Genomic DNA, 13570 nt, shown 5'->3' with positions numbered 1-13570 from the left:
GACCTTCCTGCTCTTAATATTTATTAGTATGTGCGTACTGGAAGAATTAACTGCAATTCATCTAGTTGCACATCATCTCCATGTGGTTTAATGACGAACGGACGCATAGAACCTTTAAAGCTCATATCAACCGTTTCACAATCCATTGATTTCAGCGCATCTAACGCATATTTACAATCAAATGAAATGGTCATTTCGTGTTCTTCACTCTCAAATGATTCATAAGGAATGTCAATTTTGCCTTTTCCTTTTTGACTTTGTTGACTGGATAGTGACGCAACTCCATTAACGTGAAACTGTACTACTCCGCTTTTATTACCTTCGCCAGAAGTAGCAACCTCTTTGATTAATTCAAGTCCATCAACTAATTGTTTACGATTAATCGTGACGATTTCAGAAGAGTCCGTTGGGATTAATCGATTAGTATCTGGATAATTCCCGTTTAGCAACCTAGACATATAGTAGGTCTGGCCGTTTTTGCATAGAATGGTTTGTTCGTTTTGGACAAATACTTCTACCTGCTGATCTAAGTCGAAAACTTTAGACATATTATCCAAGCTTTTGGCTGGAACCACGACAGTCATCTCTTCTTCCGCTTGTGCTTGATGTCTTACTCTAGCAAGTCGGTGAGAATCTGTACTCACAAGATGAACATATCCTGGAACGAGTTCTATACAAACACCTTGCAAAATAGGGCGTGTTTCAGCTGTGCTTGCAGCGAAGTAAGTCTTTTTAATTAGATCCTTAAATTGTTCTCCGGCTAATACTAGCGAAGGATTTACATAATCGAATTGTGGAAGTCTTGGAAAATCCTCTGCGTCAAGACAAATCATTTCAAATTCACTTTTTCCACTTTTGATGGTCGTTTTATTACCATCCTCCAGTGAAAACTGAATACAATTATTAGATTTCTTAACGATTGCCTCAATCTGATACGGAATAACAATATTTCCCGACTCGATGACCTTTACATCTTCACCATCAACCGTAATAGCATACTTAATAGTTTCTGTATTGTCAGAGCCAGTTATAATGATCTCCTTATCCGTAACCTCAAGCAAAAAAACTTGTAAGATCGGCAATGAAGCTTTAGATTTTACGACTTTCCCCACCTTAGTTAATCCATCTACTAATACATCTCTCTTAATTTCAAATTTCATTTTTTTGTTCCTCCCAAGGTTTAATTGTTTTTTTAAATAAAAAAAGGCACAAAAGAGGGGAATGGTCCCATCATTTTGAGCCTACTCTCTGCTTAAGCAGTTTGTTCTTGTTTATCGCCACGAATTAGATTGAGAATATTTTGAACATCTTCCCTAGTTAACTTTAGGAAAAGGTTAAAGAGTTCACTGATCTTCTCTTCAGGCTTTACTATTTGACAGTAGTAAAGTAGTTCATCCATGGATAATCCGTAGTTTTTACCGAATGTTACAACTAGACTGACTGGATGTATAGCCCAGAAGTATCTTTTTAATTCCTCTTCAGTAGCATTTGAAATTTTGGAAGTACCAGAACCAGGATTAGCTTTTAAAAATAAAGGGAATCGTAGCTTATCGGGCAAACCAAGATTCTTTTCATGATCTTTAATCGTTTTTAACATATCATCTCTCGTGAGTTTTTTGGGTTCACGATTACTAGATTGAGTACGATTTTGACCAGTCTGTTGCTGCTGTTTCGATTGATTTTTCTCTTGGTTTGATTCTTTAGCTGTTTGAGTTCCAGTTGAGTAACCTTTCGGCAGGGCCCAATCTGGTAAAGTTGGTGGAGTCCAGTACCCTTTAATCCAAGTATCTTGATTGCCATTTTTGACTTTGGCATTAAAATATTGGTCGTTTGGAGTTTTCTTAGACTCATTTATTTCAACCCAACTCTCCTCTAACTTATAAAGATATCTTCCGATGCCGAAACCTGCTGCAGCTGTACGCTTAAAGGAAGCTGAAAAACCACCTTTCGTTGATTCAACATTCGTTTCGTCAGCACCGTCAAATTTCTCGATCCATTCACCTTGATACTTAATGGCAATCCCACATAAAACACCGTTTTCTCGCCAAGTACTGTAGCTATTCTTCCAATGCAATGGACCTACAACATCGTCTAAACGCTGTTGAATAGCTCTAGCAGTGACATATCCTAAGACAATCGCTTTAGGTTTTCCAATGACCATCATAGAACGCTGTACGCGCCACTCGATGTCCTCCGGTGCAAATGGTTCTTGTAATCTCTCCATAAGTTCTTTTTGGCTTAATTCTACTCCGCTACAATTTGTCATTATAAACACTCTCCTAAAAGTTTGATAGAAATAAAAAATGAGTAGTACAGCGTAAAAAAACGCGTAGGCTACTCAGTAAAGTCACTCACCCCTATTTTTTCTTTGCAAAACGCAAAAAAGCCTTTGGGTGTTTGTTAAAGGAAGACATACGAATTGTATATCATCTTATGACAAACGCCCAAAGGCTTCTATAGTTTGATAATTAACTGCTGACCAAAGCGTAAGGTCGCAAAAGAAAAATAAAAGAAAATAACTATGCCCTAATTATACATAAGAAATAAGGATAAAGACAATATAATTTTTTTGAAACCTTCAGTTTAAAGTTTTATTCACGAAAAGTTGCGTTTGTGATATAATTTGTCTCAGTTAAAAACCGAATTATGTTAAAAGCAAGCACTGCTCATACATATCCCCATAGCATAGGGGAAGTATGGGCATTTTTTGTTTTCTTGAACAAATTCATAACTTCCGATAGAAGGGGGAAGCTGAAACTTGAAATTAGAATCTTTAAATCAGATACAAGTTAGCGATGATGTTGAGAGGATCATCATTTTACGGAAAAGATTGGGGAATATGAAACAATATGAGCTGGCAAAAGAACTGCAAATCAGCACGAACTATTTAGTAGCCATAGAAAATTATCGTTTGCCTGTCACAAATAAATTACTTAAAAAAATTAATAACTTTTTGAAAAGATTAGATGGAGAATAGGCATGTTAGTCAAGATTCTATTATTCCTACTGAATAAATATGATACCGATGAAATAAATGGACTACTGGATGTTTTTTCTATACAAATGGAGAAGGTTAATCGAAAAATAAAAATTAATACAGCGAATTCCCTTCAAGAATATGAAAAACTATTAAAGGACGGCTCATCATTATCATTTATTATTACTGACCAAATTACAGCCTTAGAAAAAATGGATCATCTTCAACCTAACATTTTGTATATTGGAAATAAGGATGACCTTCATCCATTTAATGGAAAATTGCAGTATTTACATTCGTTCAAGGATTTGAGACAAGTATATCAATGGGTTATTATTCATCGATATTCTACTAAATTAAAAGATATTGAAACTGAAACAGAAGACCCAGCAACAATAGATATAAAGGACACACCCATTCATCAAGAATCTTCTCAAATTCAACCTAAAGCAGAAACAATTGGTAGCGAAAAAGAAACATCTATCTCACCACAAAAGGAAGAACCCATGACATCTTCACAAGGAAAAAAAGAGGATGGTCTTAAAAAAACCGAAGAAAATCCTGGTGATATAAACAAAAAAAGAACGCCTCCGTCTGATGCAAAAAGCAGTTCTTCTAAAGACAACGAGGAGGCGATCAATGAAACCAGTTCTCCTAAAGACAACGGGGAGAAGGCCAATGAAACCAGTTCTTCTAAAGACAAAGAGGAGACGATTAAGAATGAAGCCCATTCTCCAACAGTAGAAGATAAAAACAAAAAAGAAGTACTGGAAAGTAAGGAACCACCTTTTGAGGTAACAGACGAACCAACTATTTCATCTCAGTCCAAAAAGCTAACGAAAAAAGTGTTAAAAAAAGAACAGGTGAAGCAGACTCAACCTGAGGATGAAGAGAAAGTGATCATGGAAAGAGCTTTGGAGATTCGCAAAAACTCTTTTTTAAAAGCAAAGTGGGATGGAAATAAAACGATTGGTGTATGGGCTCCTTTAAATCGTATCGGTGTTACGACGTTTATCATGAACTATTCTATTTTTTTAGGAAAAGAAAGAATACCGACCGTGGTTTTAGAAGCTTTAAACAAAAATCATATCCTTAAAACGACTTTAAAGAGATATAGCGATATTCCTAAAGGTTGGAATTCCTATGCTGCCGCGCTGAATAAGAAGGAAATATCCGCTGACAGTGTTAGTTGGAGTTATAACGGAGTACAGTGGTTACCTTTGGATGATCAGGATACTGCCTATGAGTGGACATATGAAACTTTATATCACTACATTAACAACATTAAATATTATGATGTCGTGATCGTGGATCTTCCAACAGGTAAAATGGAAAGTTACACGGAACATGCTCTGGAGCATTTAGATCAACTCTGGATTATTGTCGATGATGCCTTTCAACAAAATCTTGCTTGGAAAAAGTATATCCACACATTAATAGAAAAATATGGTTTGACGTGCTATCTCATTTTTAATAAAAAACTCCCTTTTAGCCAAGACCAACGATTAGCAAGTGAATTAGAGATTCCTTTACTTGCATCGTTACCATGTATGCACTTTGAGGTTCATAAAAACTACTATGAAAAAGCACCTATTATTGAACAACCTACTGTTTATCAGCAACTAAAGGAACCTTTTTTGACGATTAGTAAACAGCTGCTAGGGGAATCATTTGACATTAAAGAAAAAGGACTCATTCAAAAGATACGTTCTATACTCCCAAGAACGCCGTTGCGGGGCAAGAAAAAGCATGATATGATTTAGCTATTCAATTCTTTTGTTTTTTCTTTTTTGGGCAGCTCATATGAGTTAGCAGTTTACTAACAAACAAATGCGGTCTTTGGACTGATAGATTAGAAGGGTGTTTGATACCTTTTAAACCAAATCTATCTTTCCATTGATCGCTTTTTTTATTTTCAAAATATAAAAGGTGGTGGAAAAGATGAATGTAGCACAAGCAAACAAGTTGAGAGATATGAAAAAAATCCTTATGAGCAAAGATGGCCATATTCATATTGGTAATCATACTTACAAAAGGTTAATAAAACGTGGATACGATAGAGGGGATATTGTTTCCTGCATTATGAATGGTTCTATTGTAGAAGTGCAAACGGGCTTTAACCACGATATTCGTAAGTATACGTTTAATTATGTCATTGCAGGACGAGATAAGGATTCTAATCCGATTGTTATTGTTTTATCAGAGGAAGGGAAAAGGCTATATAAAGTCGTTACGGTAATGCCTCCAATAGACAATAAACGATTTTTTGATTGCATATAAAAAAACTTTTAGAAAGGGTGTTCGTTTTTGAATAACCAAACAACCAAAGTGCAAATGAGGTCTACATTAAGGAGAACCAGCATACCTGGATGGCTCGAATTTTATCGTGAAAGTTGCGATATTTGTGGTCATCGAGGAGGCTGTATTATCCATGAAGATGGGGAATCTATTGCTTGTATTCGTGTCGAGAGCAAGTATCCTTTCAGTAAAAATTCAGCTACACCATCATGGCTGCATTGGCTAAAAGGAGATAAAAAGAGAAAAATTGAAAAATCTAATGTAGATTATGTGGTTGGTGAGGAAAAGAAACCTTCCAATGTCTTAAATGAAGTGTATCGGACACTAATAGATTGTACCATCTTGGAGGATAGTCATTATGACCATTTGACTTCCTCCTCTAGACAATTAACGGACAATCAAATATTTGCCCGCCAGTATCGTTCATTTCCAGATAAACCGTGGGAGACCGTGAAGGATATAGAGCACATGTTAGGTGTTTCATCTTTTAAAGGAATCCCTGGCTTTTATGAAGCAAACGGTCAATATGGTTCTTACTGGACAATTGCTGGTAATAAGGGTATTCTCTTGCCTTTCCGAAACTATAAAAATGAGATTGAAGGGTTTCAATTCAGAATTGATAACCCGCCTAACGATGTTGAGATAAAAAAGCATAAAGAGGGACTTCAAGCTAGAGTGATTAAGCAACCCAACCTAGTTCAGATTGCTTACAATGGTGAAATTATCATGGAGACTGAATTGGAATTTGGTAAATTCGAAACCATTTCCTATCAAAAGGAATTGATCGGATGGGTGAAACTAATCAAAGGACAGCGCTATTTCTGGCTTAGTTCTTTAAATAAAAATAAAGGTACGGGTTCAGGGAATCCTGCTCCTGTTCATGTAGCTGTTCCTTCAAAGGATTTATTAAATTGGGAAGTAGGGAAGAAACTAAAAGCTAAAACAGTATGGCTTAGTGAAGGCCCGCTTAAATGTGACATTGCTGTAGATAAAATTGTTGAGCTGTACGATCCAATGGAGTTGAATGAAATTGGTACAACTATGCTGGCTTTACCAGGCGTAGGAGCATGGAGACTAGCGCTTCCGATTCTAAAAGAAATGGAAGTTGAACAAGTTAACATTTGCTTTGATGCTGATGCAGTCAACAACGTCTACGTAAAGAAACATTTATTTGAGTGTGCAAAGGAATTGAAAAATCTAGGATATACAGGTAATCTTGCTATTTGGAACGGCGAAGTAGACGGAAAAGGAATAGACGAGTGCCTTATTTCTGGAAAACTACCAAATCTAAAAAGGCTGTTTTAGTAGCTGTTGTTGTATAAAAAAAGTCATTTACTTGTAAAAAAGTTCTTTACTCAATCTCTAAAATTTAAAAAAATTGAAAAACTGTTCCTTTACATTAAAGGGGCAGTTTTTCTGCTTCATAGGGTTATCTTTTATTATTTTTAATAAGGTTTATGAATCGTTTCATATCCGTGCTTTTATTTATCCTCTCCACCACTTCAAGTTGAATTATTAATGCTTCAAAAGGGGAAATCAGATTTATAATTTTTCCATACTCTTCTAATTCTTCTTTTGATAGTTTGCTTTCATCTATTATTTTGCTTAAACGCTCGATATTTTTTATATTGTTTTTTATTGATATGGTTGTTTCATGTAACCCATCTCTAATTTCGTCAATTAGTATTTTATTTTCGCTTTTTTTAACAATTTTCCAAATAGTTGTCTTTGACACGTTATACTTTTTAGCTAAATCGCTAAGACTTATATCACCTTTTTCATATCTTTTAATGATATTTACTCTTTGTTTGTTTGTTAATTTTCTTCGGTACTTTAACGTGTTCAGCGCCATTTAGGTTCCCCTTTTTAAAAAAATTTATAGTTAACCCCTTTACAATTTGATACATTCAATTAATTCCAAATGAAAGTAATATCTTATTAATATTATATACGTTTTCGCCGTTAACCTGTTATCTTTATATGGCATCAAATGCAGGTATACGTATATCTAAAAGGCTATTGACCATAAACAAAATCCAATATAAAGTTTAAATAAGAAGGGGTTTTACTTTGTCGGTTTCATACATACGGAAGCTTGGAAATTGGGTATACAATATTAACATTCAGGAGAAAAAGGTAGCGGATTGCGTTCGGCAAGATTGGATTCCATTCACGTTTTAGTGCAGTAAGCATAACTTCAAAAATAAAATAAATCCAACCTGTTTGGGTGTATACTCTCTTGTATTTTCATGAAGCTTGTATGTTACCCCTGATACTTCTAGTTTTTATTATCAGAATATTCACAATTATCTTAAAAGGAGATGATCGGTATTAAAAAATTTGATTTGAATATCGAAAAAGTATTGGAACATTGGACAGTGCCACACGCGGTCAGAGAAGTGATTGCAAATGCCCTCGATGAAGCATCGCTTACCAATACGAAAAATCCCGATATCTTTAAAACAAAAGAGGGAGATTGGAGTATTAAAGATTACGGTCGGGGGCTTAGCTACAAGCATTTAACACAAAATGAAAACAGCCAGAAACTCAAGCAGCCGGATAAAGTGATCGGCAAATTCGGAGTGGGTCTGAAAGATGCTTTCGCGACCTTCGATCGAAGGGGAATTCAGGTGATTATCAAATCCAAATATGGAAACATCTCCATCAGCAAGTCGCCCAAGCATGGTTTTGAAGACATCCCTACCCTTCACGCCGTAATAGAATCTCCGACGGATCCTAATTTTCTCGGAACGGAATTCTTCTTTAAAGGGGTTTCGGATAAAGATATGGAAGCAGCCAAGCATTTTTTCTTAACTTTCTCGGACGAAGAGATTCTCGAAGAAACAAGATACGGATCCATCATTAAGAAAAAAGGGAAGGTTTCTCGTATATTCGTGAACGGTATTTGTGTCGCCGAAGAAGAGAATTTGCTATTTTCCTACAACATCACATCACCGAAGAAAAAACTGCTTCAATCTTTGAACAGAGAGCGCTCAAATGTCGGCAGGAGCGCGTATTCTGACCGAATCAAAAGCATTCTACTACATAGTGAAAGTTCTGCGGTCGCCAATCTTCTAGCGGATGATCTGCAAAAATGGCAGCTCGGGGATTCCCATGATGAAATGCAATGGGTGGATGTTCAATTGCATGCATGCAAAATCTTGAATTCGAAAGAAAAATTGATTTTTTTGACCCCAGACCAGATGAACGCTGGAAGCAAGTATATTGATTATGCCAAACTGGAAGGACGAAGAGTAATCCCGATTCCATTCTCACTCGCTGGGAAGTTGCCTGAGATTAAAGACTTGGACGGCAACGACATCGTGGACTTAGACACATTTTCGTTTCAATGGAATGAAAGCTTTGAGTATCAATTTGTCCCTGTCAGCGAGTTGACAAAAAAAGAACGAGAAGTCTTTTTTATACACGAAACGCTATTGACACTATTCCCGAAATCTAAGGAAACAGTAAAGGAAATTCTCGTTTCTGAAACGATGAAACCGGGGGGTATGAACACCGATGTAGAAGGTCTTTGGGATGAATTCAACAAACGGATCATCATTAAGAGAGACCAGTTAGAGCGTTATAATGCGTTTTGTGGGGTATTCATCCACGAACTGATCCACGCTGTTACCGGCACCAATGATGGTACAGTAGAATTTGAAAACGAATTAACAGACATGATCGGTGTTCTCGCTGATAAATTGTTTGTTAAAAAACGCTAAACGCTTTATTACCTAATTAAACCCAAAAAGGATGTGCTAAATATGAGAGGAAAACTTATCTATTCAAGTGATAACGATCATCGTGGTTACGGAGCAGGATCAGGGGATACAGAACGGTATGAATATGAATGCGCTTGTGGTAACGGAAAAGTAATTGAAGAACATGATAATATACCAGGGTTTCGTGACCATTCTGTTTATCTTAGTTGTAATAATTGTAGCGAAAAATATATGTTAGATACCAGTAAAGGAGTAAGGGGTTGGGAATTAATTAAGAAAATATAAAGGTACGGAATAACCCTTAAAGCATGGAGAAAAGCAGCTAAGGCTGCTTTTTTGTTTTCAGAACTACCCGAACGGGAAAGCCCATTCAGCTGTGGGAGTATCAGAGATATTTCGTGTACACAGGAATATAAATGTTGGTTGAACAGGGTATTCTCCTAACAAGACAAAAAAAATCTGTTCTCCGAAGTGATCCCCAATACCAAGGACTGTGGGGTGACATACAGCAGGAATATGTAAAACTTGATTTTTTATAATTAATTATTGATTTTTTAACACTTTTTATATAAGATTAGTACAGAAAGTTTCTTGAAAAATATTAAATAATTCATAAATGGGAGAACCCCACTATGATCACGAATAGATGCCTTAACGGTGTCTTGCTAAATTCGTGCTTATAGTGGGGTTTTTTATTTGCCCTGCGGTCACAAAATTTTCATGGAGGTGCACACTCTTTTGGCAAAACTTGCAAAACTAAAAAAAATACTTTCACCTATGGCTGTTGCGACTGCCATATATTCTGGATTCTCTGCATTATTCCCTAGCTTGGCTTTTGCAGCTAGCACTAAAAGTGCTTGGTCTAGCGCAGGAATTTCACCTAGTTCCAGTACAACATCCGCATCAAGTGGTCTTTTTAAAGACTTAACCTCTCTTGTGAATGTAGTTATGGCCTTTGGTGGTTTTTGGATTATTGCTTGCTTAGTTTGGGGAGGCATGACGTTAGCTGGTTCTGGTGGAAATCCTCAAAAACGGACGGAGGGCTTCATTAAATTGGCTCTTGTATTCGTTGGTGGATGGATCATTATGAAGTCTTACACCATAGCTGGTTGGGTAGCAGGCTTCGGGTCCTAATATTTATTTAACCTGAGCTTTGTTCCTCTTATTTAAAATTTCCCCTCTTAAAAAGAGGGGATCATTTTTATGATGTGTACCCATGAAAATCGTAACGAATCCAATCAATAAAACCATAAATATAAAGAACGATAAATAATTGAAAGGAAGTTGTATTGGTATGAGTAAAGTTACCGTCCCAATTGATATGGCTTCAGAGCAGAAGACAATTCTAGGAATCTTATCAAAAAGGCAATTAATCTATCTCGTGGCAGGTGGAGGACTCATTTATTGGTACGTCCCGTTTATTTTTGCCCTTATTCCAAATCCGGTAGTTGGCGTTATCGCATCAGTCATAGGCGCTGCACCGGTTGCTGCAGTGGTATTAATCTTGGGTTTTCTAAGGAAAGAAAAATTTCATATGGACTATGATAAATATCTATTAACCAAACTACAGTATAAGACGCAGTTGGGAAACTGGCGGAAATAAATTTGGAGGAATGAATGATGGAAGTATTGATTATGGCTATTTTGGCCATAGGTCTTTATGTTTTTGCAAAAGTAATCTTGAAGGAGCCAATCTTGCCCTGGAAAGAAAAAAACACACAATTAACGGGTATTTCCTTAAAAAGAAAAAAAGGAAAGAAACATGTTGCCGTTACAGCAGGGGAAGAAGAACCTGATCCATTTAGAGAGATGTTTAAAGATATAAAAGAAATCAACTCACACATGGTTCGTTTTAATAATAACAAGTTTGTCATGATTGCAGAGGTTGAGCCAGTAAACTATTTTCTACTATCTCAAGATGAACAAGAAGGAATAGATATTACATTCGAAACATGGTTAGCACAAATTAATTATCCGGTTCAATTTTACTTGCAAAATCGCTACATTGATTTGTCAGAACCAATTGAAATGATGAGAGACACCATGAAATCCCAAGAGGATTTGAATCTGAATGCTCTGGAATATGGGCAAACCCTCATTGAGGACTTAACAAAATGGCAAGCGGTAACTCCACGGTACGAAACAAGAAGATATTTAGTGTTTTATACAACCATCAATCCTTCTGAAATCAAGGCAGATGACCAAGAGGAACTAGAAGAAAAAGTTTTAGACAAAGCGTTTCAGGAACTATATCGCCGCTTAAACACAGCCAAGAACGCTTTAAGAAAAGCAGATATAGATGTGCAAATGCTGACCAATGAAGGAATAGGCGAAGTGCTTTACTATGCTTTCAACAGAAGAAAAGCGGTTAAAAATAAATTTAAAGATACAAATTTACAAGAACAATTAGCTTTATACGTAACAGCTGACCAAAACCTTGAAAGAATTGAAATGGTTAAGGAGATGATCGAGCGTGAGTCAAATAGAGAATCAAAAGAAGCCGAAAAAGAACAAGCAAGCTAAAAAAGAAAAAATCTCTTCACCAAAAAAGAAAGCAGATAACAAAGGACAAGAAGAAATCATTACTCAATATGACATGCGACCAACTTTTTGGGATGTAATCGCTCCTGAAGGAATGTCTATAAAAAATGAAGATTATGGAGTCGTTAAGCAGTCGTTGGGGACGCGGACGTATTTTAGACCGTTCTACATCACTAGAGATGGATATCCTCGTAAAATGCAGACAAACTGGCTATACAGTTTAACCTCCAGCGGAGAATGTGACGTACTCATTGACGTTCATAAGATCCAAAAGAATGAAGCAGTAAAAATGCTCCAACGACAAATTACCATGCTTAAGTCCAACCTCGCATTCCAAAGAAAGAGAGGGAATATTGATCAAACTCAAGACTTGGAAACCAAGATTATTGATACCGAGCAATTAATGGCTGAAACCCAATTTAATGAGAATGATAGTTACCATGTGGGAGTATTAGGTGTTTTATATGGTAATAGCAAAAAAGAATTGGATAAATACAGTGAATATATAGAAGACGAACTATCTGGAATGTTTTTTAAAGTGGCTTCCACATGGAGTCGGGTAAAAAAAGGATTACGTTCTGTACTTCCGATTGGAACGAATGAAATAGATGATTCACTACGAAACATTGACCGCCGAGCATTAAGCACTTTTTCTCCATTTATATCGGGCAGTGGGCGCTTTGCAGGTGGAATCCCAATTGGAATCAATAAAATCACAGGACAAAAAGAATTTTATAATGCTTTTGGAACAGAAGAAATTAAGCCAGATAATTTTAACATGGCGATCTTCGGGACGAGTGGTTCGGGAAAATCATTAGCTCTCAAACTTCTGTTAGCCCGCGAAACGACTGGAATGGGTATCTCTACTAGATTAATAGATGTTGAGGGAGAATTCGTTAAGATTGTCCGCAGATTAGGTGGGGTCAACCTTAAAATTTCAGAGGAATCGGATATTCGAATTAATCCTATAGCCATGAATGTCACAACGATTCCATTGGAAAAAGATGATGAAGAATTACTCTTACTAGAAGATAGTGACGAAAAAGACATTATTGAAAAAAACGGGAAGATGTATATTTCATTTGTCCCTTTACGTGAAAAATTAAATGAGATTCTTATGTTTTTCGATATTATTTGCCGAGGGAAAAATAGTGAAGAGGAAGGCCTCACCGTTTTCGAAAGAAACTATTTAGAAGAAGTCATTCAATATCTTTTTAATAAATTTGGATTTACAACACATCCATCCTCCCTTTTTGAAAACCATGCCAGGGAAGTGGATGGGCAAATTATTCAGTCGCAAGTAAGGAAACCAGAGCCTACTATTCTGGACATTTATGAGTACCTAATCGAAAAATATGGAACAGAACAAAAGGCTGAAAGGTTAATAGCTGCTATTCGACCATTTTTAAGAACAGGTTCCAAACCGATTTTCGATGGACAAACATATCTAGGTAAAAATGTAACTCAAGCTCTTCATACTGCACGATTAGTTAACTTTGATATTAGTTCAATGGAAGAGAACTTCCTAAGACCAATAGCGTACCACGTTATTTTGAACTACATATGGGAGTATTTCGTAAAGAGCGTGGAGAATTCGTCAAAGAAGAAAATTGTTGTAGCTGATGAAGCTTGGACTCTAGTTGATTCTGAACAGACTGTTAGTTTCCTAGAAACCGTTGCTAGAAGAAGCAGAAAACGGAATTGCGGTTTGCGTATTGCCTCACAAGATTTTGTTCGTATTCTTGAAAGTAAGCGAGCAAGGGGTATCTTGCAGAACACCTTTACTTTTATGTTCTTAAAACAAAATAAAATTGATTTACAGAAAATTAGAGAGAATTTTGATCTTTCGGAAGGTGAAATTTCTTGCCTTTTTGGGAATGCCGATAAAGGAGAAGCGATTATCCGAAGTGGTAAGTCGAGTGTCTGGTTAAGGACTGATCCAAGTGAGGAAGAATTGACATTCGTAGAAAGTAATACCGCTGTACTGGAAGAAATGTTGCAACGGAAACGAATGAAGCGTATTGAGTAG

Annotated in this window: 13 protein-coding genes; 10 read left to right on the top strand and 3 right to left on the bottom strand. The window is 36.4% G+C overall.

From position 1 onward, the window contains the following. Positions 1-23 precede the first annotated feature (23 nt). Both dnaN and HPT25_RS27385 read right to left on the bottom strand, forming a co-directional pair. The gene (gene dnaN / locus HPT25_RS27390; RefSeq protein ID WP_173071903.1) at positions 24-1160 is read right to left on the bottom strand and encodes a DNA polymerase III subunit beta; all 1137 of its coding nucleotides are present in this window, start codon (positions 1158-1160) and stop codon (positions 24-26) included. A gap of 92 nt (positions 1161-1252) precedes the next feature. After that, the gene (locus tag HPT25_RS27385) at positions 1253-2266 is read right to left on the bottom strand and encodes a Rad52/Rad22 family DNA repair protein (RefSeq protein ID WP_173071901.1); all 1014 of its coding nucleotides are present in this window, start codon (positions 2264-2266) and stop codon (positions 1253-1255) included. Between the two features lie 492 nt (positions 2267-2758). Here HPT25_RS27385 and HPT25_RS27380 point away from each other — a divergent pair, with 492 nt between their 5' ends. From HPT25_RS27380 to HPT25_RS27365, 4 genes are all read left to right on the top strand, one after another. Continuing rightward, positions 2759-2977, top strand: coding sequence for a helix-turn-helix domain-containing protein (locus HPT25_RS27380; protein ID WP_173071899.1), 219 nt, complete (start codon positions 2759-2761; stop codon positions 2975-2977). Positions 2978-3285: 308 nt separating this feature from the next. After that, entirely contained in the window at positions 3286-4740 is a 1455-nt protein-coding gene (locus HPT25_RS27375; protein WP_217270021.1) for a CpaE/TadZ family protein, read from the top strand. Between the two features lie 178 nt (positions 4741-4918). Then, complete coding sequence (locus HPT25_RS27370) at positions 4919-5257, top strand: DUF4258 domain-containing protein (protein WP_173071895.1); 339 nt, start codon at positions 4919-4921, stop codon at positions 5255-5257. 27 nt (positions 5258-5284) lie between these two features. After that, positions 5285-6580, top strand: coding sequence for a DUF3854 domain-containing protein (locus tag HPT25_RS27365; protein WP_173071893.1), 1296 nt, complete (start codon positions 5285-5287; stop codon positions 6578-6580). Positions 6581-6704: 124 nt separating this feature from the next. Here HPT25_RS27365 and HPT25_RS27360 read toward each other — a convergent pair whose 3' ends face one another. Beyond that, complete coding sequence (locus HPT25_RS27360) at positions 6705-7127, bottom strand: helix-turn-helix domain-containing protein (RefSeq protein WP_173071891.1); 423 nt, start codon at positions 7125-7127, stop codon at positions 6705-6707. A 469-nt stretch (positions 7128-7596) separates the two neighbouring features. Between HPT25_RS27360 and HPT25_RS27355 the strand changes: the two genes are divergently transcribed. The 6 genes from HPT25_RS27355 (at position 7597) to HPT25_RS27330 (ending at position 13570) form a co-directional block, all read left to right on the top strand. Further along, positions 7597-9000, top strand: coding sequence for an ATP-binding protein (locus tag HPT25_RS27355; RefSeq protein ID WP_217270020.1), 1404 nt, complete (start codon positions 7597-7599; stop codon positions 8998-9000). A 42-nt stretch (positions 9001-9042) separates the two neighbouring features. Beyond that, the gene (locus HPT25_RS27350) at positions 9043-9285 is read left to right on the top strand and encodes a hypothetical protein (RefSeq protein WP_173071889.1); all 243 of its coding nucleotides are present in this window, start codon (positions 9043-9045) and stop codon (positions 9283-9285) included. A 453-nt stretch (positions 9286-9738) separates the two neighbouring features. Then, positions 9739-10134, top strand: coding sequence for a hypothetical protein (locus HPT25_RS27345; RefSeq protein ID WP_173071887.1), 396 nt, complete (start codon positions 9739-9741; stop codon positions 10132-10134). A gap of 160 nt (positions 10135-10294) precedes the next feature. Further along, positions 10295-10603, top strand: coding sequence for a PrgI family protein (locus HPT25_RS27340; protein WP_173071885.1), 309 nt, complete (start codon positions 10295-10297; stop codon positions 10601-10603). 17 nt (positions 10604-10620) lie between these two features. Continuing rightward, a complete protein-coding gene (locus tag HPT25_RS27335; protein WP_246277413.1) occupies positions 10621-11523 on the top strand; it encodes a hypothetical protein in 903 nt (300 codons plus the stop codon). A 73-nt stretch (positions 11524-11596) separates the two neighbouring features. Next, entirely contained in the window at positions 11597-13570 is a 1974-nt protein-coding gene (locus tag HPT25_RS27330; protein WP_217270034.1) for a VirB4 family type IV secretion system protein, read from the top strand.

Source organism: Neobacillus endophyticus (genome assembly GCF_013248975.1).
Classification (GTDB): Bacteria; Bacillota; Bacilli; order Bacillales; family Cytobacillaceae; genus Neobacillus; species Neobacillus endophyticus.
The sequence above is the reverse complement of the archived record's forward strand: the minus strand, read 5'-3'. Positions and strand labels throughout refer to the sequence as shown.